Here is a 22,288-nt window from a genome sequence, read left to right as displayed (position 1 = left end):
TGATGACCCGCGTGCTCTACCGCTTCGACATCGCCGATATCCCCGGCGGCAAGGAGATGATCGACGGCGAGATCCACAAGCTCGGCCCGCTCAGCCAGGGCGAGAAGATGGTGATGCTCGTCTTCGGCTCGGCGGCGTTCCTGTGGGTCGTGCCCGGCCTGCTCGCCACGCTGCCCGGGGTAGGGGAGATGCTGGGGCCCCTTGGCGATCTGGATGATACCGCCATCGCCATCGGCGCCGGTATCGCGATGTTCCTGCTGCCCGCGCGAGGTCGGAGCGAGATGGTGCTGACCTGGCAGGACGCCGAGGATGGGCTGCCCTGGGGCGTGCTGCTGCTGTTCGGCGGCGGCCTGAGCCTCGCCGGCGCGGTCGCCGGCACCGGCCTTGACAGCTGGTTCGGTCAGCAGATTACCGGGCTGCAGGTGCTGCCGATCCTGCTGCTGGTCGCCGCCATCACCACGCTGGTGCTGTTCCTCACCGAGGTGACCAGCAACACCGCCACGGCCGCGACCTTCATTCCGGTGCTCGGCGGGGTGGCGGTGGGCATCGGCGCCGACCCGATGACGCTGCTGATCCCGGCGGCCTTCGCCGCGACCTGCGCCTTCATGCTGCCGGTCGGCACGCCGCCGAACGCCATCGTGTTCGGCACCGGCGCGGTCACCATCGCCCAGATGGCGCGCGGCGGCATCGTCCTCAATATCGTCGGGATCGTGCTGATCACGCTGTTCTGCTACCTGATCGGTGGCTTCGCGCTTGGGCTGCAGTTCTGATGCCAGGCGGTGAGGCTTCCTTCCGTGACAGGCTGCTGTACGGTATGGCGTAGCATCGTCCGGTTGCCCCATTGACACCCCGGCTGGTGGCAAAGCGATCATCGAGATCGCTATTGCCGCCATTAAAAGCGAATAAAAGCGAGTGAGGAAAAGACATGGCAGACGATTTACGCGACAGCGCCCTGAAGTATCATCGCTTCCCCCGCCCCGGCAAGCTGGCGATCCAGGCGACCAAGCCCATGGCCAGCCAGCGGGATCTGTCGCTGGCCTATTCGCCCGGCGTGGCCTCGGCCTGCGAGGAGATCGAACGTGATCCCCTGATGGCGGCCGAGTATACCGCCCGCGGCAACCTGGTGGCCGTGGTCAGCAACGGCACGGCGGTGCTGGGGCTGGGCGCCATCGGTGCATTGGCTTCCAAGCCGGTCATGGAAGGCAAGGCCGTGCTGTTCAAGAAGTTCGCCGACGTGGACGTGTTCGATATCGAGATCGAGGAGCGCGACCCGGACAAGTTTATCGAGATCGTCGCCGGTCTGGAGGCCACCTTCGGCGGCATCAACCTGGAAGACATCAAGGCCCCGGAATGCTTCGAGATCGAGCGGCGTCTGCGCGAGCGGATGAAGATTCCGGTCTTCCACGACGACCAGCACGGTACCGCCATCGTCACGGCGGCCGCCCTGCTCAACGGCCTGCGGGTGGTGGGCAAGAACCTCGGCGACATCCGCCTGGTCTGCAACGGCGCAGGCTCCGCGGCCCTGGCCTGTCTGGACCTGGCGGTGTCCCTAGGGGTGCGCCAGGAAAATATTCTGGTATGCGACCGCAGTGGGGTGATCCACAGCGACCGTGACGGTCTGGACCAATACAAGGCGCGCTACGCAGCCCAGACCGAGGCCCGCGCCCTGGCCGATGCCGTCAACGGGGCCGACGTGTTCCTCGGTCTTTCTAGCGGGGGCGCGCTCAAGCCGGAGATGGTGGCGACCATGGCCGACCGGCCATTGATCCTGGCCATGGCCAACCCCAACCCGGAAATCATGCCGGAGGATGCCAAGGCGGTACGCCCGGATGCCGTGCTCGCCACCGGACGCTCGGATTACCCCAACCAGGTCAACAACGTCCTGTGCTTCCCGTTCATCTTCCGGGGTGCCCTGGACTGCGGCGCCACCACTATCAACGAGGAGATGAAACTGGCCGCCGTCATGGCCATCGCCGACATGGCGACCACCACGGTGCCGGAAACGGTGGCGGTGGCCTATGGCGGCCAGGCGCTGACCTTCGGCCCCGAGTACATCCTGCCCAAACCCTTCGACCCGCGCCTGATCGACACCATTCCGCCGGCGGTGGCCAAGGCCGCCATGGACAGCGGGGTGGCGGCTCGTCCCATCGCCGACATGGACGCCTACACCCGCTCGCTGTCACGTCTGGTCTACCGCTCCGGCAACGTGATGGAGCCGGTATTCGAGCGGGCGCGACAGAACCCGCTCCGCTTGCTGTACGCCGAAGGCGAGGACGAGCGCGTCCTGCGCGCCATGGAGGTCTGCGTCAGTCAGCACTACGCCAAACCCGTGCTGATCGGCCGCCGTGAGATCATCGAGGCTCGCATCGAGGAACTGGGCCTGCCGGTGCAGCCCGGCGTCGATTTCGAGCTGATCGACGCGCATGACTGTCCCGACTACGCCGAACTGGCCGGCGAGTACCACCAGTTGATGGGACGGCGTGGTGTGCATCCCGAAGCCGCGGAGAAGCGGGTCCGCAGCCGGTCCACCATCCTGGCTTCGCTGCTGCTGCGCCGGGGTGATGTGGACGCCATGATCGCCGGCCCAGTGGGCACCTACCAAGAGCACCTGCACCTGGTGCTGGACGTCATTGGCCTGCGCGAGGGCGTCAGCACGCCGGCCGCCCTGCAACTGCTGATTCTCGAGCGGACCACTCTGTTCATTGCCGATCCCTTCGTCAATTACGATCCCGATGCCGGTCAGATTGCCGAGATCACCCTGTTGGCCGCGGAGCAGGTTCGCCGCTTCGGCATCACGCCCCGGGCCGCCCTGGTTTCCCACTCGAATTTCGGTAGCTCCGACTTCGAGAGTGCCGGGAAGATGCGCGAAGCCCTGGCGTTGATTCGGGAGCGCGCACCGGATCTGGTGGTGGACGGCGAAATGCAGGCCGACTCGGCGCTGTCCATGGGCGTGCGCGGGCGCATCCTGCCCGATTCTCTCCTCGAGGGCGAAGCCAACCTGTTGATCATGCCCAACCTGGACTCAGCGAATATCGCCTTTACCGCTCTGAAGGTGCTGGGCAACGGCGTGTCCGTGGGTCCCATCCTGCTGGGGGCCGCCAAGCCGGTTCACGTGCTCAACCGCACGGTCACCGCGCGGGGTATTGCCAACATGAGCGCCTTCGCCGTAGTGGAGGCGCAGACGGAACAGAACGATGGTTGAATGAAACGGTCTTGCCGAGCGGCGTGCGCTCGGCATTTCCTCACGCTTCAGTCGAAGCCGGCAGTTCCAGCAGCAGCGGCTCGCCGGCAAGCGCTTGCTGCAAGCGAGTGGCGAGGATGTCGACGATAGTGTCATTCTCACCCACCAGCCGCGTCGTGGAAACGCTCAGGCCGGGCGATCGCGACATTGCCTGTTCGCACATCTCGGCAATATCGCCGCCTTCGCCGGCGTGGCGGCCGGGGGAGAGAAACAGCATGGACAGGATCACGTCGCTATGGGCAAGTGCCGGTGAGGCCAGCAGATTTTCCAACAGCGGCTCGTTGAAGCGGTAGGCCTCGCCGTCGCGGCGCTCCATGGAGGCAAAGGTGACGCAGCCGGCCTCATCGGCCAGCAGCACGCTGAGCTGGCCAGCCAGGTAGTTGCGCACCGCCGTGACCTCGGGGATCGGGCTGCCGTGATCAACCAGCACGACCGCCGGTCGTGACCGCCCAGCAATGCGCTCGCGCACGTTGTCCGCCAGTAGCTGCGCCAGGCGCAGATCCACCGTTGCCTGGGTGTCGACCAGCGGCAGGGCGACCCTGACGCTCAGCTGCGGATAAGTGGCCTGCACCTCGGTCAGGCGCTCGGGCAGGTAGCCGGTCAGTGCCTGGCTGGGGCCGAAGAAGAAGGGCAGGATCAGCAGCTCGGTAACGCCCTCCGCCGCATACCGCTCGGCCAGTGGCCCCAGCGATGCGGCCTTGTGGCCGTCGAGCTTCTCGGCGGCAATCTTGTACGAGTGCAGCAGCGACGCGGCCTCGACCGTCTCGCCGGTGGCCTGGCCCAGCGCGTGGGCGAGGCGACGTAGATTGAGCGTGGCCTGCGGGCGCAGGGAACCGTTGTCGACGAGCACGATCCTTCGCATGGCAGTCCTCGTCGAGTTCATGCCTGGTCTGCGTCGCTGATCGTCTGGATGGCCTCGAAGCCCTCGAACTTCGGCGGGCCGAGATACAGCCCCTCGCGGCGGCTCTGGCCCGCGTTGGCGTGCGCGGCGCGGAACGCCTCGGAGTGCGTCCAGGCCTCGAAATCCTCGCGCGAACGCCACACGGTGTGCGAAGCGTAAAGCACGTGATCCTCCTCCTCGGGGCCGCGCAGCATATTGAACTCGACGAAACCGGGCAGGCCCTGCAGGTGGGTTTCCCGCTCCAGCCACATCTGCTCGAACTCTTCGACTCTCTCGGGATTGACCCGGAAACGATTCATGGCGATGAACACGTGGTGATCTCCTTATGGCTAGGTGACGAATGGCTGTGGATGACGATGGCACCTTACCGGGTGAGGAGCAAGGAGGAGCAAGGAGGGGCAGGGCGGGCGATATCGAGTCTGCCAGTGCTTCTATATCGATGACATGTATATCGATGACATGACCGGCGGTTTCGCGCTTGGGCATCGCCCACCTGGCTGAGCTAAGCCGCTTTCTCGGCCCGGTGGCTCAGTTGGCTTGTGGCTCTGTTCTCATGTCGCTGAGAAAGCGCATCAGCACGCGGGTCGCGCGGTCGGCGTCTTCGACGCTGATGGCTTCGTCGGGGTGATGGCTCAGACCGTCCTTGCAGCGAACGAAAAGCATGCCGATATCGGTCAGGTCGTTCATGGCCAGGCCGTCGTGGCCGGCGCCGCTGAACATGCGTTCGGTTGGCTCGTGGCAGGCCTGGCAGGCACTCTCGAGGGCTTCGATCAGCCACTCGGCACAGGCCACCGCTTCGGCCTGGTAAGTGCGCTCGCTCGATAGCTCGAGCCCGCGCGCCTGGGCGAGTTGCTGGCAGGCTTCCAGAATCTCCTTGCGACCCTTCTCGCGTACTTCGGCGAAGGGGGAGCGCAGCTCGAGGGTGAAACGCACCTCGGCGGGAATCACATTCACGGCGTTGGGCCGCACCTCCAGCTTGCCTACCACCCCAACGAAATCCTGCGTGGCGTTCAATATTCTATCCGCTGCCACCACCATCTCGGCCGCACCCACTAGGGCGTCGCGACGGCCTGGCATCGGCGTGGTCCCGGCATGTCCGGCCTTTCCGGTCACGATCATTCGGTGGCGTTCGATCCCGGTCAGCGCGGTAACGACGCCCACCGCCTGGTCGCGCTGCTCCAGCACCGGCCCCTGCTCGATATGCACCTCGACGAAGCCGATTACCGACTCGGGCCTGCGAGCCAGTTGGGGAATCGCTTCCGGATTGCCGCCGAAGGCCTTGAGGGCCTCACCGAGGGTCATGCCGTCGGCATCACGCGCCTCCAGGCTTGCAGGATCGAAGGTCCCCGCCAGGGCACGGCTGCCGACCAGCGTCGACTGGAAGCGCGTGCCTTCCTCGTCGCCAAAGGCCACCACCTCGACGCCATAAGGGAGCTCGGTGCCGGCTTCCTTCAGGGCCTGCAGGGCTTGCAGCGGCATTGCGACGCCCAACATGCCATCGTACTTGCCCCCTTCGACCACCGTATCCTGATGGGAGCCGAGGATCAGCGTCTTTTCGCCTGCCATGGCGCGTGCATTGCGCCCCACCAGAGTGCCTGCCGCATCGAGTTCGGGGGTCAGTCCGGCCTGGCGCATCCAGTCGGCGATAAGCGCCAATATCTCGCGATGCTCGTCGGAACAGAACAGGCGCGTGACGCCCGGGCCGGGCCTGGAATAGCGCGAGGCCTCGTCCAGGCGCGCCATCAATTGGTGGCCCAGTGCCGCCTGCGTCGTGGAATCGGGCATGGTCTCTCCTGAACTTAATGAGTCATGGACAGGCTCGTGCTGCGTGATCAGTAACCGACGTAGTGGCCGATGACCAGGCCGACCCAGGCGAGCATGTACACCAGCACCATGAAGGGCAGGATCGCCTTGAGCCACTTCACGTAGGAGACCCGCCCGAGGGCCAGCATGGCCAGGGTGCCACCGGAGGTGGGGACGATCAGGTTGGTCAGGCCGTCGCCCACCTGGAAGGCCGTGATCATCAGCTGGCGGCTCATGCCCACCAGGTCCGCCACCGGAATCAGAATCGGCATGGTAACCAGGGCTTGCCCGGAGCCGGAAGGCACGAAGAGGTTGATCACCCCTTGCACGATACTGGCCATGATTGCCGACATGGCGCCGGGAATTTCCTCAATCAGGCCGCTTAGTGCATACACGATGGTATCGATTATCTGGGCCTGGCTGAGGATCACCTGGATGGAGGCGGCCAGGCCGATCACCAGCGCCCCGGGCGTGACCTTGGCAGCACCTTCCATCATCTGAGCGACAATCTCGTTGGCGGAGAGCCGGTTGACAATACCGATCACGATGGCGATCAGCAGGAACATGCCGGCAATCTCATTGATGTACCAGCCTTGCGTGAAAACCCCCACCAGCATCGCCGCGAGGCCCAGTATGAACACGGCCAGGGTCAGCTTGTTGCGCTTCGAAAGTTGGTACTCATCCAGGGATTTGGTCATAGCCTTGGTGTTGTCGGGCTCCTCGAAGTCCATCTTGACCACCCACTTGCAGTTGTAGAATGCGAGCAAGGCCAGCGAAGCGACCACCAGCAGGGTACGCAGCCAGGCGCCGGAGAAGGTGGGCAATTCGGCGATGCCCTGGGCCACGCCTACGGTGTAGGGATTGATCGGCGAGAGCGCGAAGCCGATACCGATACCGCCGACGGCCATGGTGGTGCCAACCAGGCTGGAACAGCCGATGGCGCTGGCGATAAGCACCGCGATGGGCACCAGGGCGATGTTGTTCTCGAAGCCCACGGCCACGCCGAAGAAGCCGTAGATAAAGGTGCCGGCGGTGATGATGATGTTGCGACGTTCGACACCCACGCGGTTCACCGCCACGCCGATCGCATTCTCCAGCGCCCCGGTACGTTGCAGGATATGGAACAGGCCACCGGCGATGAACACGATGAAAAGATACAGCGACGCTTCATTGAGGCCGCGCGGAACCGCCACGAAGATATCGAACGGCGAGATGGCACTTACATCGGGGAGATACTCGAAGGAATCCGGGACCACGCGTGTGCGGCCGTCCTGCTCGACCCGCTCATACTCACCGGCGGGCACCACGAAGGTGAGGGCATAGGTGGCCAGCAGGATCATGAAGATCAGGACCATGGGGTCGGGAACCGTCTGGTACCACCTCTTCTTGCGCTGCGGCAGCGCCTGCTCGGTTGTATTCATGTCATTGTCCTTGTTGTTCTCCACGCGCCAGCGAGAACAATACCGACGCCTTACTTTCAACTTATCAGGAGAAATGGGTCGGTCAAGGAACTGCCAATACAGCCCTGAGCAGAAACGTATCCTTTACGTTCGCTTGGCTTGCCGGAGGCGTTTCATTTCAACCCGATGCTTCTCGACTCGATCAGGCTGGCGCTAGCGGTGTCCTTCCAACAGCGCTGACATGCAGCGTATTAGGTGCCAATGAGCCTTCACGACCCATCCCGCTGACCTCGGCCCGCTATTTCGGGGTGCAGTTCTACTGGGAGGAGCTGCTGGGCCATCCCGTAAACCTGGTGACCGACAAGACGTTTCGCTCCGAGTTCAGGCCCTATGTCGAGCGTGAGGCGCTGCGTGTCTGAGGCTCGCGAGTAACCTCCCCTCCTCGATCAATCCTGCGAACCCTAATCGAAACTGACCAGTCCGTTGATCCAGCGCATGGGACAAAGCATTCTTTGGTGCTAGGCTGCGTATTAGCAAATTATAACGATACCGCCGATACGCAAGGAATGGCCGCATGATGACGGACTTCGCCGAGCCCCGCCTCAACCTGCACCCGCACTCAAACCGGGTGCGGGTCGTCATCGACGGCACCCTGCTCGCCGACACCACCCGTGCCATCGAGTTGCGCGAGCGCGGCTACCCGCCGCGTCAGTACATCCCCCGCGACGACGTGCGCATGGACTTGCTGACGCCTTCCGAGACCGTGACCCACTGCCCCTTCAAGGGCGATGCCTCGTACTTCTCCTTTGGCGAGCACAAGGATGTGGCGTGGCGTTATCAGCAGCCGGTTGAGGGGATAGAGATGCTTGCTGGGAAGTTGGCATTCTATGGTGACGAAGTTGAATGACCGGTTTCGACCCAAAGCGGCCATGCCGACAAAGTTGGTGGACTGTTCATCAATGTGGGATAGTTGAGTAAATACAGAATGGTTAGGGCGTAAGACAAGGCGATTGGAGTTATCTTGAAAACCAACTATGTCCTCATCGATTTCGAAAACGTACAGCCAGTCGATTTAGGCTTGCTCAACGGGCATGCATTCAAGGTCAAGGTATTCATGGGCGCTAACCAGACGAAAGTTCCTATTGCGCTCGCTTCAGCGCTTCAGGCATTGGGTGAAAGCGCCGAATACATCACGCTCGCTTCGAGTGGGCGCAACGCCCTCGATTTCCATATTGCCTATTATCTAGGGGTTCTCTCTAGCCATGATCCAAAGGCATTTTTCCATGTCATTTCCAAAGACGCCGGGTTCGATCCGTTGATCAAACACTTGAAGAGCAAGGGAGTGTTCGCTCAGCGCTCCGTGTCCATCAGCGACATCCCGTTTTTTAATGCTCCGGCGTCTCAGCCTAGGCTCTTGGTAGTCGTTGACGATTTGATCAGGCGCAAAGCATCGAAGCCGAGGAGGCAAAAGACCCTTCTCAGCACAATGGCCGCCTTGTTCAACAAGGAGCTTTCAGAAACTGAATTACAGGAACTCTTCGAGTCTTTTGTGCAAACAAGGTGTAGTGCGGGTAGAAGGAACCAAAGTTACCTATGACCTGCCAGCCTAATGTAGCAAAATCAGCCTTAAAAATTGTGTGGATTGGACCGCGCAAACGAGGTCTCTCACGTTGATTGCTATATTGGGTTTGCTGGAGCTCTGCTTCTGGCCGGTTGAAGAATGTTAGTCTATGCTGATGAGCAGGAAATGGCAGTTGACGACTCAAAGCGGTCATGCTGGAAAAGGCAGCAGGCACACTCATCATTTTTAAGTAGCGAAGAGGAAATATTGAACTATGGATAGGCAGCAAGTGGAAGGCGCTATCGAGTCTCTGGATTCTCTTCTACAGTCACGTAATACACCTGAAGAAGCTTTTCAGAAATGGTTCGAGGATAATCCTGTCGCATTTTATGTGCTTGGCTTTCATTATCATATCCCGCATCCAAAAATCAAAGCGGCAAGCGGTGAATTGTATATCCCTGACTTCATGGCAAAGCGGCCCAACAGCGCATGGGAGGTCATTGAGCTTAAGGCTTCTGCGACGGAGATCTTACGTAATAAAGATAGGCGAGAGACTTTTTATGCGTCGTTTGAAAGTTATCTATCGCAGTGTCACGAGTATTCTGAAGCTTTGGATGACTCTTCGGCAAGGAGAAATTTAGAAGAGAAATACAGCATAGACTTGATGCAAAAACGGCCATCGTCGATCCTCATTGCAGGAAGCGGAGAGCATCTGGATGTAGCCCGACTCTTGCGACTTAGTTCCCGCAGAACGCCACCAATAGCCGTCTACACATATGACGACTTGCGGTCCGCGCTTTTATCGTATAGGACGTTCAATTTCGGAGAATACGATTCGGCAAATGGAATCTGCGTACACAGTGTTATGTATATTCACAGACCTAACGGCGCTCCGACTGTAAATCATATACTAGACATAGGGATGCATCATGACCGAGACCGAGTGTCAATTTATATTGATGAGAAAGGGTGCATCTGCCTTAGGGTCCTTGACACAAATGGCGCGGAGCATTTGGCGCATTCAGCGAAGCCCTTTGAGGGTCAACTCTATGAGGTAGCACATTGGTTTTTGTTTGAAGTTGGTGTATCTGATGGGTTTGGTTTTATAAGCATTCAGATAGATGGCCGATACTACGCTGACATACGAATCAACGATTTTCCATTTCATATTTCCCATGAGTACGTAATCGGTTCTGACTGGGAAGCCAAAGCACCAAGCTGGTTCTCATTCGTTGAGATGGCAGTTCTTAATCGTGCTTTGTCATTTGAGGAAAAGATGAAAATGCGGACGCATTCTGTAAACGCAGGGAGACATTTACCCGCAGAACTAATGGACCTTAACTGGAGTGCCTATTACTCAGCGGGGCCAGGGGGGCGGCTAGAATTTAGAGGACACAAGTGGATGCACACAGCGCGCCACCCTGCTGGCTGTGCTTAACACCGTGCTGCTGTAGGAAAACTTTCGGCTTCGCTCTAAATTTTCCGCAGGGCGTGGCGTTATCCGCGAAAAGGAAAGTAATGATTAATATAATAAAATCAGAAATTATCCCGGTACTTCACTACGGCTTAGGATTACTAGCCGGCTGCATTTTTGTAGCACTCGCAATTTACCTCGGATATTTGCTTGCTCAGCCCCCCGGTATAAAAACCTCTGACTATATCCAGATACTAGTTCTAGTAGTTATTACCATGACGCTATGTGTTTCACTTTATGTACAAAAGCATAAGGAAAAGCATGATGAGTCGCAAATATATCTTGAGAAATCTATCGACCTCATTAAAAAAGCATACGACGTTCTCAACGGACAAGGCGACGGGCTAACTTCAGAGCGTGTAGCCTGGGTTACGGCTGCAAGACTCATCAAGCGTGCTGATGAATTGTCAGCCGAAATTGGTCTACGGTCACATAGAAATATATTTCAGTCTGAGCATGACTACCAGCGACATCGGTTTGGGCACTTGTTGAAAGTTAACGACCGACCATTGCCTACTGAGTTTTTCCTAGGAAAAGGACATGTTCCGGGATCTATTGGAAAAAGCGCAGAGAACACCATTTCTGGCAAAGGTAGTTCTTGGATTCCACTGACCGTCGTCTCAGAGATCTATCGATTCAGGGCTTTTCCGGAACACTACGAAGACCCACTTGAAAATACAGCTCGCCTTAGTAATAGAGAGCTGGAAAGGTTGTGGCTGTTTGATGACAAGGGCGTACATGACTATTTCATTTTCAGAAAGCATTTTTCATGTGTAAACACCTCTGTCTACGAAATCGAAAGGAAGGAAGGTGGGGAAAAAGTAGCTGCTGACGAAATTGATCAAAAAATGGCATCTCTATCCGGCACTAATTTCCATTGTGATGAGTAGTATTAAAAAGTCATTACTACGTGCCGTCGGTGCCGGACGCCAACTCCGCTGGCGCCGGTAATGAACGGCGTTAAAAATCATAAATTCTCAATGTGCACATCTGGCCAGATGCTTAACTTCAGGCTACGCTGATGGAGCTGGTGCAGCAGCTTACGACCCAAAGCGGCCATGGTGGCAAAGGCAGAAGGGACGTTCATTGGGGTTATGCGTAATCGCCCAGCGCATAGCATAAATAAACACAGGGCATGGAGATATCAAATGAAAAAAGCAGCATTATTGTTCGTGACATCATCTATTTTTTGGTCTGCACTAAGTTTTGCATCCCCTTTGATCAACCAGTGGGCTGGTACAGGTGCTGATGCAGATAAGATTTTTTGTGAGTATGGTGATGGTGAGGTGAAGGTTATATACGGGAATCAAAACTGTCCAATGTCTAATTAATTATCGTCTGCGCATAACAAGTCAAAGCACTCGGACGCAGCATAGCTGCGCCGGTGTTTGAGGCGTTATACGTCAGGAAAATCTCAATAGCTGCTTCTGGCCGGAAGCGTGGGTAGCACGTGCTAAAATGTGGAGAACATCGCTTGGGTCCTTTGCCAAATGGTATTGTCTGAATTTCAATTAACGGTTTTAAGAAAATCCTCAGAAACCCGAGGGTACGGGGGGCATACTGCTATTTCTTGCAGACGCCATCTTGAAAGAGCTTGGGAGATAAAAGACGACATGCCTGAAGTTGCAGTCTTTCTGGCAATTACTGCAGAGGAGGAAGCTGCAACTTCTTTATTCCATGCCCTAAAAAAACGAAATTATGATAATGCAAATAGAATCAAGCTGCGAGATCACAGGTTCAAAGCAGGCGTCTATCCTTTCTTAAAACTACTAGGCGAGACGCTGATCCCGCTAAAAGAGTCACTTTCATTACAGCTCTACTTTGATTCAGAGTTTCAACCGAGTGGGGAAGAGATTTTCAGGGTTAAAATGCCAATGTTTGTTAAGGGTGAAAGAGAGTACTGCTTAATACCTGAGCCGCCATTGCACATTTTTTCAAAAGACGCAGCGGGTGAAAATAAAGACTACCTAAAAGAGGTCAGAGGTGTCGCTACAGAAAAAGGGATTGAGTCAATCTATTTATATATAAAAGGGTTGGCAAATGAACGAAATAAAGTACTTTATGCTTCAGATTCAGGCATACCGAATGTTGTAGACGCAACCCCAGCCCTGCAAAGGCATACTAATGCGGCAATGTTGAATTTAACAATTTACCTATTGATTGAGCCACATAAGCGTCAAAACCTTCCTCAGGAAGCACTGAATGCATTTATTAAGGTTCTTGATAGAATTGAAGAGAAATGCTGAAGAGATTCAGGCGATATGTCTTGATGGTTTTCAAATGCTTAATGTCCGCTTCTGGCCGAATGGTGAATGTCAGGCTATGCTTATGGAGCTATTGCGGTAGCTGGCGACCCCAAAGCGGCCATGCCGGGAAAGGCAGCAGGTATGTTCATTCGTGATACGTATAGGAATGGAGCTGTGAATAGAGAAGATCTTGAAGAGCTAAAAGCCAGCTCGTTACCTTTAAAAGGTAACGAGCAAGGAATCTATTTGCTATTCGATGCTGATGAGCTTGTATATGTCGGGAGAGGTTGGAATTGTTTTCTTCGAGTGGCAGAGCACACGAGAAAAGAATCGAAAAAATTTTTCACCTCGTGGAATTTAATCCCGGTAGAAAGCTCTGAAGGAATTAGGCATATTGAAATGGATTTGATTAAAGAATACAAACCAAAATATAACATCCATCATAGAGGATAGTTTACATACAATCGCAGGCACGGCGACAGATTTATCGTTATCGGCTACGAAAACATTATAAGGCCGTGCGTGCTGCGGGGATTATATCAGTACCGTATGAATGTCCGCTTCTGGCCGACAGTTGCCCTTGAGTAGGGCAGTTATCCCACTGGTGGCGATTTTTGATCTTGTGAAATAACGGATACCCACTTTCGTGGTCATCCAGAGTCGGGGCGTATGTTGGTAGCTTAGTTGTCGGGAGTGGATGTTCTTTATTTTTCAGGTGTGGGCGTGTCGGCGCTCGATTCTGGTGGCGACGATCGGATCTTCTGCGGAGGCGGAGGCAGCGGAAAGCTAAGCCTCGTCCGCCGGCCCAGGTGAGCCTCCGCGGCCGAATCGCCCGTCGACGCCAAATGCCAATCATCGATGCGGCCTCAGGGGCGAGGTTCGCCGAAACCTTGCGCCCGTGGCGAGCATGAAGTGGACTACGCTAGCTAATAGCCTGATCGCCGACCTCGACAGGGTCGGCCGGACCACATCGAGCGCGGCGTAGGGGTGGATGTCGTTTTGGCGTCCGACGTGTCGGGCCGCGCAGTGACGCAGGGAGGAACCATGGCGGCGATTGAGCGCTACGACGTGATCTGCATTGGCGGCGGCTCCGGGCTGACGGCCGCCTATTTCGGGCAGCAGGACGGCAAGTCGGTCGCGCTGGTCGATGACCGTCCCGAGCAGCTCGGCGGCACCTGCGTGAACCGCGGCTGCATCCCCACGAAGGGCCTGATCCAGGCTGCCGAGGTGATGCAGACCATCCGGCACGCCGCGGACTTTGGTATCCACCTGGATCAGTCGTCGGTTCGCGTCGACTTCCAGGCCGTTCTCGACACGGTCCGCCGGCGGCGCGAGGACGACGCCGCTGCCGTGCGCCGCTGGGTGGAGAGCGCCTTCACCCCCTACTATGGCCGGGCGCGTTTTGTGGGCGACAAGCTGATCGAGATGGAGGACGGGCGCCGGCTGACCGGCGAGCGGATCTTCATCGCGGCGGGCGCGCGACCCGCGATCCCGCCGATCCCCGGGCTGGCAGAGAGCGGGTACCTCACCAACGAGTCCGTCATCTTCGACCTCACCGAGCAGCCCGAACACCTGATCATCCTCGGCGGCGGCTACATCGGCTGCGAGTTTGCCCATTTTTTCTCCGCTTTGGGCACCCGCGTCACGGTGATCGACCATTCCGAATGCCTGCTGGCCGAAGACGACGACGTGCGGGCGCTGTTCACGCAGGAGCTTGCCAAGCAGGTGGAGCCCGTGCTGCAAGCCGAGGCGCGCCAGGCGCTGGTGCGCGGCGGGCAGTGTGGCCTGGTCGTCGCCACCGACGATGGCGAACGTACCGTGCTCGGCGATCGGCTCCTGCTGGCCACCGGTCGGCGTCCCAACACCGATGGGCTCTCACTGGAGAAGACGGGGGTCGAGCTTAACGACCGCGGCTTCGTGGTGGTCGACGACGGGCTGCGGACCACGCACCCCGACATCTATGCCTATGGCGACGTCATCGGGCAGGGGATGTTCAAGCACACCTCGAGCTACGAAGGTGAGCTTGCCTACCGCAACGCGCACGGTGCCTCTCTGGCCGTCGACTACACCGCCAACCCGCACGCCGTGTTCAGCCATCCGCAGATCGGCTCGGCCGGGCTGACCGAGCGTGCCTGTCGCGACCAGGGCCTCGATTACACTGTGGCCCGGAAGCATTACGCTGATTTCGCCAAGGGCAAGATCGTCGGTTCACCCCCGGGCTTTGCGAAACTCCTGGTCGAGAAGGGCAGCGACCGGATCCTGGGCTTCCACCTGATCGGCCCCCAGGCAGCCGATCTGATTCACGAGGTGGTGGTCGCCATGAACACCCCGGGGGCCAAGGCACAACGGGTGCGCGACAGCATCCATGTCCACCCGACGCTCGCTGAGTTGGTCAAGCAGGTGTTCGATGCCACCGCGTAGGAGCCAGTCAGCACTGTGGTTCTTGGTAAAGTGCGATGAGCTAAACATGAGGGGTGGACTCCCTCATTTCTCAGATATCGGGACCTCTGTCGGGCTGAACGTGAAATTATACAAATATCAATAACTTCTGAATGACTGCTCCTGTCCGTCAGCGTCGCATTTTCGCCTGCTAAGCTGAAGAGAGGTCCCCGCGCCGCCGCCAGGAAGGGCGCCAGAGCCAGGGGGAAAGGCGCGCGTGACAGCATCGAGAGGAGGTTTACCATGCCCACCAGAGCACGCTATTCCCATGTCGGCTGGCTAGGCGCCGCCTTGGGGCTCTTCCTGGCGGCTCCCCTGGCCGTCGCCGAGGTGCGGGAAGCCACCGGTGAGTGGCGCCGGATGGCACCGCTACCCGAATCACGTACCGAAGTCAGCGTGGCCACCGACGGCGAGCGCATCTTCCTCGCTGGCGGCTTCCAGCAGGCCGGTGGGCGCGACCCCACCGCACCGCGCACGCTCTTCGTCTATGACCCCGGCGACGACCGCTGGGAAGCCCTCACGGAGCTGCCGCGTGGCGTCAATCACGCCGGCTTCGAGTATCACGACGGCCGTCTCTACGTGATCGCCGGCTACGACGACGCCAGCTTCAAGCCCACCGACGCTTTCCATATCTATGACATCGACACGGAGGAATGGCACCAGGGCCCGGTGGTCCCCACCCCGCGGGGTGCCTTGGCCACGGCCGTGCTCGATGGGCGCATTCACGCCATTGGCGGCACCACGCACGGCCGGGAGGATGTCGGCGTCCACGAGGTCTACGACCCGCAACGCGACGCGTGGAGCCAGCTCGCGGCCATGCCCACTCCGCGCAACCATCACCGTGCCGCCGAGATCGACGGTCGCATCGTCGTCCTCGCCGGTCGTGACGACGCTACCTTCCGCCTCACCACCAACGAGATCTATCACCCGGAGGAAGATCATTGGGAGGAGGGGGCCCCGGTGCCCACCGGGCGCAGCGGGGTCGCTGTGACGGCGCTCGACGGCTGGGTCTACCTGTTCGGCGGCGAGACCGTCTCGCCCGAGAAACGCACCTTCGACGAGGCGGAGCGCTACCACCTGGAGGAGGACCGCTGGAAGCGCCTGCCCGCCATGCCTACGGCTCGCCACGGCTTGGATGCGGCGGCGGTGGAGGGGGCCATCTACGTTATCGCCGGTGGCCCGGAAGCCGGCTTCGCCTTTTCCGGCGACAACGAGCGGCTGATTCCCGACGACTGAGGCTCCCCTCGCCGGTGATCCCATGCATGAAACAAAACATTCTTTGGTGCTAGGCTGAGTCTCGGAACAACATAACGACATTGCCCGTACGCAAGGGATGGCAACATGGCAACAGCTGCCTCCGGGCCCCGCATCGCCCTGCGCCCGCACGCTCGCCGGGTGCAGGTGGTGTCGGCGACACCCTGCTCGCCGACACCACCTGCACCATCGAACTCCGCGAACGCGGCTACCCAACGCGGCAGTAGCCTCATCCATTATCCCGTATTCGCTTTCTAATAAGGTAAACCAATGCTTGGCTCGGGTGATGCCGGTGTAGACAGGCTCATGTGTCAGGACCGGATTGGGCGCGTCGGGCAGTACCCACTTGATGGGCTTGTCGGCGTTCGCCGTGGAAAAGGCGACGCGCAGCACGCTTCTGCTTCAAGGCGGGTTTTGCTCACGCCATCGCGGCCCTATATAGCGGTCCGCTCCCGTTACAGCGTCTCTTCCAGGAGCATGGACAGTCGCTTGTGGTGCAGGGCGTCGGCGGCTGCGTCGTAGGAGGGGGCGTCTTTGGCCGTGAAGCCGTGGGCTGCGCCCTTGTAGAGTTCGGTGGTGAAGTGCACGCCGGCTGCCGCCAGTGCCTCGTCCATGCGGGCGATCTGCTCGGGGGGCAGCAACTCGTCCTTGTCGGCGTGGCCGAAATAGACGCGCCCCTCGATGTTGCCGACCACGTGCATGGGACTGTTCGGGTCGTCGGCCTCCGCCAGCCGGGCCGAGTGGAAACCGGCCGCCGCGGCAACGCGGCCGGGGTATTCGGCCGCCATGCGCAGCGCGAAGGCCCCGGTCATGCAATAGCCGATCACGCCTATCTTGCCGTCCGCGAACTCAGCCTCGTTATCGATGGCGTCCAGTAGCGCCGCGAAGTCGCGGGATTGTGCCTCGGGCGTGAGGTGGCCGGCATACTCGACCAGCGTCGGTCGCACGTCCGGGTCGCGGAAGGACTTGCCCTCCGGCACGACGGGGCCATTCGCATCGCGGTAATAGACATTGGGCATCAACACGGCATAGCCGTTGTCCGCGACCTGCTGGGCCTTCTCATGATAGCAGGGCCGCAGGGCGCCGATATCGGTGAACAGCACCACGGCCGGAAGGGGGCCGTCGGCATTCCCGGGCGTGAAGACATGAGCGTCGATGGTGCCGTCAACGGCGGGGATTTCGATAGCACGAGACATGAATAGGCTCCTGGGTGTCGATGGCGAGGTCGTTAGTTGCTGTACATAATATGGTCGTTTTCTCGTAAAGAAATTGCGTCAGCTTTTTTTACGTTCAGGAATGGTATGTTTTTTTGCCTATCCTGGGACGAGGCTGCCTTTAGGGGAGGGGCGTGCGGCTCCTGGGCCGGTTGTTGCCTTGTCCCTGGCACCAGGGGCGCTGTTCGTAGGGCTCCGGGCGTCGCAGAGCAGGCCGTAGCCTTCGTTATCCGTGTGAAGCACACTGGCACGCATGGAGCACTACAAAGGGAACTGACGATGCGCTTGAGAATACTGTCGGACCTGCATCTGGAGCACTTCGACGAACCGCGAATATTGCCACAGGTCGATGCCGATGCCGTCATTCTGGCCGGCGACATTCACGCAGGCGTCCAGGGCCTCGGCTGGGCGGCAGAGCGGTTTGCCGGCACGCCTATTCTCTACGTCCCCGGCAATCATGAATTCTACGGCACTGCCATGCCGGCGCTGCGTCGGCAACTGGAGGATGAGGCCGCACGGCTCGGCATCCACCTGCTGGACAATCGCACGCTGACCATGAACGGCGTGCGCTTTCATGGCACCACGCTGTGGACCGACTTTGCCCTCTATGCCGGTCAGCCCGACCATGATCCGACACTCACCGAGGCCAGGGCACTGGACCTGATGCCGGACTTCCGAATCATCGAGCAACCGGACGGGGAGGTGTTCACCCCAGCGGGGAGTCGACGCCTGCATGCTGAAGCGCTGGCCTGGCTGGAAGGGGAGCTGTCACGGCCGTTCAATGGGCCGAGAGTGGTGATTAGCCACCATGCGCCCCTGTCCGCCTGTATCCCATCACGCTACCGCGGCGATTCGCTCTCCCCGGCTTTTGCCTCCCATCTCCCGCAGCTGATGGGCCGCATGGAGCTATGGATTCATGGCCATGTGCACGAGCCGGTGAATCTCGATACAGGCGGAACACATGTCATCGCCAACCCCGGTGGCTATCCCGACGAGTTCGACCCTCCCCTGTTCACGCCTGACCTGATTGTCGAGGTCAACCACGCTTGACATGAGGTGTCTCCGCCGATGAGCTCCTTGTCTCTAGCCTAGCCTCGACGCTCAGACAGAATGCGAAGAGAACCAAGGTCAGTTCGCGACAATGGTGCCAAGCCGGCACGAGAAGACAAGCTGCAGCGGTCAAACGAATAGAACGACACCGGTGACAAGGCCCGCTTCTGGCCGACGGGTGAATTTGCGCCTACGATTTTCAATAATATCTGGCACCTGACGACCCAAAGCGCCTATGCCGACAAAGGCAGCCAGCGTGCCGACGAAAGATATGCGGTATAACCCGATGGGAAATACCGGCGCATTCACGTCAATGAACCAGTTGCCTGCCGTATCCCTGTCAGGCCGCAAACGTGATTGCCGCCAATCTTCGAACGGAGGACTGCTACTCAATCAATACACGGGAGGAGATGCTATGGCCGAGATTACGGGAGGCTCCAGCGTCGCACGGGAGGGCATTGAACAAACCAACCGGCATTTTGAGAAAGCCTTCAACGCAGGCGACATCATTGGCGCGGTGGACGGAGTCTACACAACAGAGGCGCGCGTGCTTCCGCCCGATGCGCCCATGGTGAGAGGGCACGCCGATATCGCTCATTTCTGGACTGCTGCGGCGCAGCAGCTTGGCATCCAGCGCTTCGAACTCTCTACGATCGAACTGGACATCCAGGGCGATCATGCTCATGAAATTGGGAGAGCGACGCTTACCCTGGGAGCGGGCCAGAAGGTCGATCTAAAATATGTGGTGGTCTGGCGGCAGGAGGGCGGTCAGTGGCGTTGGGATATCGACATCTGGAATGGCGATGTATAGATAAGTCCTGTTGGGCTGAAAGGCTGTAACACCGCGCTCAAGCGTGCCCATCGCTGGGCAACGGGTTCGACTGACCGCACGTTGTGGGGCCGACGCTCGGCCTTAGCTTCGCCGTTATGTGGCTCCATGTTTCTCGGTTTTATAGACGGAGCTTGCCCACTCGAATCCGTCGGAGAAGCTCGCAATGAGTTTTGGGAAAGACGATAAACACGCTGTGCAGCGTGGCAGGCGGCAAGCCGAAGAAATAATAAACGAGCGGAACAACGATATGGCAGGAGTTTCTATTCAGAAATCCTATCTTCTTGATTCGCCACCGGACGTCCCTCGCCATAAACGTGATGCTCTTGGGCCAAAGCGGCCGAATGGCACGCTGATCGCCGAGGGCGATTCTTGGTTTGATTATCCTCGATCCGACATCTTGACTATCTTGGGCGATCGTTTTGGATTCGAAATTGAAACGGTCGCTCGTCGTGGCGACAAAGTTGAGGAAATGGCTTATTCGAAGGGCCAATTATACGGGTTTACGCAGCGAATCGAAGCGGTGATTCGACGCGGGGATGCCCCCCGTGCCGTGCTGCTGTCGGGGGGTGGCAATGACATTGCGGGTCCGGAGTTAGCGTATATCCTTGATCATGCAGATAGCCCGACCCCGGGATTGAACAAGGCGGTACTTGAAGGCGTCATCAACGAGCGTCTCCGACACTCCTATCTTACTATCATTACTGCTTTAACCTCAGTATGCGAAGAGCGGGTTGGAAGGCGACTTCCGATACTCGTGCATGGCTACGACTATGCAGTACCTGATGGACGTGGGTTCATGGGCGGGTGGGGGCCGTTGCCAGGTCCGTGGCTCGAGCCAAGCTTTAGGGAAAAGGGGTATTCCCCAGGACAGGCTCGCCGCCGCCTGGTCCGAGAGCTTATTGATTCGTTCAATTACATGCTTGAGAACCTGACTTCTAGCACCACGATGTCCCACGTCATCTACGTCAATCTGCGCAATAGTCTTAATAACGACCCTTCCGAGTACAAGAAATGGTGGGCTAATGAGCTACATCCAACGCCCTCGGGGTTTCTGCTCGTAGCATCTCGGTTTGCTGAAGCAATCAAGCGCGGTGACAACGCCACATAATGCGGCACTGCAGCTGTCACCGCGCAAGCCGCCGCCTCACTGGGTTCGCATAAGCGCCAACCGATCCAGGACAGCTGCGGGGCCTCTCTGTCCTGAGTGTCGAGTCAATCCACCGACGGTGGCGGCGTGCCGCTGATCGGTTTCGGGGAGGCTACCCTTTCCTCTTGCCAGGCAAAGTAGAGGAACAACGCACCCATCACCAGGTAGCCCATCACGAAATCCGGGGCGGCATTGAAGTCGAGCTTGGGGGCATGCATCAGTCCGACGTAGGAGAAGCCTGCGGCCACGCCGGCAAAGGCGGCGGCGCGGCGGAACTGGTGGTCAATCACCGAGACCGTCATGGCGCCGATCAGGATCGCCATGAACATGGCGCCCTGGCCCAGCGGCACGATGCCAGTGGAGATGCCGCTCACCGTCTCCTCGGCGGCCCGCCCGAAACGGGTCATCACATAGTTGGCGAAGTAGGGCAGCATGGCCAGGGCCACGGCCGGGTAGTAGCGGGTCTCGTTGCTCTGAAAGGCGGTGGCGATCATCGACATGCCGACGAACACCAGGATGGGCGCCACCACGGAGACCGGGATGATGGCAGCCAGGGCAGCGATCAGGCCGAACATGGTCGCCAGGCCGTAGACAGCGCCGTTGAGCAGGCTGTAGCCGCGTCCGGCACCCATCCACTTGGCGCCCACGGTGGCAATGTAGACGGTGGTGGGAAAGACACCGCCGAACAGGGCACCGATCATGGTGCCGGCGCCATCCACCGCCTGGCACTCGCGCACGTCATACTTGTCGCCGGCAGCCTCCATGGCCTCGACGTTGTTCATGGTCTCGATGGCGTTGTATAGCGTGATCGGCAGCACAACGGTGAGCACCGCCAGCATGCTGGTGAACAGCAGTCCCAGGCCCTCGAACCAGGCAAGGTTGGGCAGCAGCGGGTAGAAGCCCAGGTGGGTGAAGGCGTCACTGAAGCGTTCTCCGCCGGCGTCGCCGATCAGGTAGGCCATGGCGGTACCCAGTACGATGGCGAACAGCGAGGTGGGCAGCCCGAAGGGCATGGTCACCCGCGCCACCAGGCCGACGATGATGATCGTCAGCACCAGCAGGCCGATCACCGGCATCTCCAGGGTCTTGAACAGCATCTCGCCGGCGATGAAGGTCAGTGCCACGCCGGCCACGGCACCCAGCATGGCGGCCCGCGGCCGGTGGTGCTGGATCCAGCGGCCGATCAGGCTGATCGCCGCCTCGATGGCGCCGCTGATGAAGCAGGCGGCCACCGCCACTTTCCAGGCCAGTTCGGCGTCACCGGTCAGCTGCTTGGCGGGCAGCAGCACGCCAAACAGGAAGACGAACATAACCGGAGTGGAAATACCGTAGGAGAGGGCGGTGACGTCGGCCCGGTTCTCCTTCCGGGCCAGTCGTGCCGCGCTCCAGGCGTAGTAGAAGTTGCCGACCATCACGGCCACAGCGGCGCCGGGCAGTACCTGACCGAAGACAATGCTGGCCGGAAATTCCATGCCGAGCATTGTGATGGCGATGATGACGAAGTTGGCGATGTTGTTCTGGAACAGCGCGAAGAAGGCGTCGGTATCTTCCTTCTTGTACCAGGGGTAATGCACGTGGGAGCCGACAGGAGCTACCGCCATGGGAAGTGGCCTCTTGATATTGGGATGATTGTGTACAAGGCAAATACCATTCTGGATTCGGCTTGACTGATCGGTCAAGCCAAGCCTTGCCATGGTCGCCCCAGGGCGGCTTCTATCGATTGAAC

At 59.1% G+C, this 22,288-nt stretch carries 20 protein-coding genes; 14 read left to right on the top strand and 6 right to left on the bottom strand.

From position 1 onward, the window contains the following. Both BM341_RS12250 and BM341_RS19755 read left to right on the top strand, forming a co-directional pair. Positions 1-770 (top strand): SLC13 family permease (locus BM341_RS12250; protein WP_139233010.1); only part of this gene is annotated, 770 nt, incomplete at its 5' end. 155 nt (positions 771-925) lie between these two features. Next, on the top strand, positions 926-3,202 hold the full coding sequence (locus BM341_RS19755) for an NADP-dependent malic enzyme (protein WP_089796326.1): 2,277 nt from the start codon (positions 926-928) through the stop codon (positions 3,200-3,202). 40 nt (positions 3,203-3,242) lie between these two features. On the opposite strand, the gene BM341_RS12240 is transcribed toward BM341_RS19755, so the two are convergent. The 4 genes from BM341_RS12240 to BM341_RS12225 form a co-directional block, all read right to left on the bottom strand. Next, entirely contained in the window at positions 3,243-4,103 is an 861-nt protein-coding gene (locus BM341_RS12240) for a sirohydrochlorin chelatase (RefSeq protein ID WP_089796323.1), read from the bottom strand. A 17-nt stretch (positions 4,104-4,120) separates the two neighbouring features. Next, a complete protein-coding gene (gene hmuQ, locus BM341_RS12235; protein WP_089796321.1) occupies positions 4,121-4,453 on the bottom strand; it encodes a heme-degrading protein HmuQ in 333 nt (110 codons plus the stop codon). Positions 4,454-4,670: 217 nt separating this feature from the next. After that, positions 4,671-5,927 carry an allantoate amidohydrolase gene (locus BM341_RS12230; RefSeq protein ID WP_089796319.1) on the bottom strand — a complete coding sequence of 419 codons (1,257 nt, stop codon included), beginning with the start codon at positions 5,925-5,927 and terminating at the stop codon, positions 4,671-4,673. 47 nt (positions 5,928-5,974) lie between these two features. Beyond that, a complete protein-coding gene (locus BM341_RS12225) occupies positions 5,975-7,366 on the bottom strand; it encodes a YfcC family protein (RefSeq protein ID WP_089796317.1) in 1,392 nt (463 codons plus the stop codon). A 553-nt stretch (positions 7,367-7,919) separates the two neighbouring features. On the opposite strand from BM341_RS12225, the gene BM341_RS12215 reads away from it, so the two are divergent. The 9 genes from BM341_RS12215 (at position 7,920) to BM341_RS12195 (ending at position 16,301) form a co-directional block, all read left to right on the top strand. Next, complete coding sequence (locus tag BM341_RS12215) at positions 7,920-8,252, top strand: DUF427 domain-containing protein (protein ID WP_089796315.1); 333 nt, start codon at positions 7,920-7,922, stop codon at positions 8,250-8,252. A 114-nt stretch (positions 8,253-8,366) separates the two neighbouring features. Next, a complete protein-coding gene (locus tag BM341_RS12210) occupies positions 8,367-8,942 on the top strand; it encodes a PIN domain-containing protein (protein WP_217646229.1) in 576 nt (191 codons plus the stop codon). Positions 8,943-9,180: 238 nt separating this feature from the next. Further along, a complete protein-coding gene (locus BM341_RS12205) occupies positions 9,181-10,344 on the top strand; it encodes a Shedu anti-phage system protein SduA domain-containing protein (protein WP_089796313.1) in 1,164 nt (387 codons plus the stop codon). Between the two features lie 80 nt (positions 10,345-10,424). Continuing rightward, positions 10,425-11,270: a hypothetical protein gene (locus BM341_RS19030; RefSeq protein ID WP_139233009.1), complete on the top strand. Its 846-nt coding sequence runs from the start codon at positions 10,425-10,427 to the stop codon at positions 11,268-11,270. 258 nt (positions 11,271-11,528) lie between these two features. Beyond that, positions 11,529-11,711, top strand: coding sequence for a hypothetical protein (locus tag BM341_RS19025; RefSeq protein WP_139233008.1), 183 nt, complete (start codon positions 11,529-11,531; stop codon positions 11,709-11,711). 282 nt (positions 11,712-11,993) lie between these two features. After that, positions 11,994-12,626, top strand: a complete 633-nt coding sequence (locus BM341_RS19020; RefSeq protein WP_139233007.1) for a hypothetical protein — start codon at positions 11,994-11,996, stop codon at positions 12,624-12,626. Between the two features lie 66 nt (positions 12,627-12,692). Continuing rightward, on the top strand, positions 12,693-13,079 hold the full coding sequence (locus tag BM341_RS19015; protein ID WP_139233006.1) for a GIY-YIG nuclease family protein: 387 nt from the start codon (positions 12,693-12,695) through the stop codon (positions 13,077-13,079). Positions 13,080-13,670: 591 nt separating this feature from the next. Then, complete coding sequence (locus BM341_RS12200; RefSeq protein WP_089796311.1) at positions 13,671-15,047, top strand: dihydrolipoyl dehydrogenase family protein; 1,377 nt, start codon at positions 13,671-13,673, stop codon at positions 15,045-15,047. Positions 15,048-15,308: 261 nt separating this feature from the next. Further along, positions 15,309-16,301 (top strand): Kelch repeat-containing protein, encoded by a 993-nt coding sequence (locus tag BM341_RS12195; protein WP_089796309.1) that lies wholly within the window; start codon positions 15,309-15,311, stop codon positions 16,299-16,301. Between the two features lie 473 nt (positions 16,302-16,774). On the opposite strand, the gene BM341_RS12190 is transcribed toward BM341_RS12195, so the two are convergent. After that, complete coding sequence (locus BM341_RS12190) at positions 16,775-17,515, bottom strand: dienelactone hydrolase family protein (RefSeq protein WP_089796307.1); 741 nt, start codon at positions 17,513-17,515, stop codon at positions 16,775-16,777. Positions 17,516-17,812: 297 nt separating this feature from the next. On the opposite strand from BM341_RS12190, the gene BM341_RS12185 reads away from it, so the two are divergent. The 3 genes from BM341_RS12185 to BM341_RS12175 all read left to right on the top strand — a co-directional run bounded on the left by BM341_RS12185 (position 17,813) and on the right by BM341_RS12175 (position 20,523). After that, complete coding sequence (locus BM341_RS12185) at positions 17,813-18,583, top strand: metallophosphoesterase (RefSeq protein ID WP_089796305.1); 771 nt, start codon at positions 17,813-17,815, stop codon at positions 18,581-18,583. Between the two features lie 415 nt (positions 18,584-18,998). After that, entirely contained in the window at positions 18,999-19,394 is a 396-nt protein-coding gene (locus tag BM341_RS12180) for a YybH family protein (RefSeq protein WP_175507860.1), read from the top strand. A 184-nt stretch (positions 19,395-19,578) separates the two neighbouring features. Further along, complete coding sequence (locus BM341_RS12175) at positions 19,579-20,523, top strand: hypothetical protein (protein WP_089796301.1); 945 nt, start codon at positions 19,579-19,581, stop codon at positions 20,521-20,523. A gap of 104 nt (positions 20,524-20,627) precedes the next feature. On the opposite strand, the gene BM341_RS12170 is transcribed toward BM341_RS12175, so the two are convergent. Further along, positions 20,628-22,163 carry a uracil permease gene (locus BM341_RS12170; RefSeq protein ID WP_089796299.1) on the bottom strand — a complete coding sequence of 512 codons (1,536 nt, stop codon included), beginning with the start codon at positions 22,161-22,163 and terminating at the stop codon, positions 20,628-20,630. Positions 22,164-22,288: the final 125 nt, after the last annotated feature.

It is taken from the genome of Halomonas korlensis (assembly GCF_900116705.1).
Taxonomy (GTDB): domain Bacteria; phylum Pseudomonadota; class Gammaproteobacteria; order Pseudomonadales; family Halomonadaceae; genus Halomonas; species Halomonas korlensis.
Note: the sequence above shows the minus strand (reverse complement) of the source record. Positions and strands in the feature narration are given on the sequence as shown.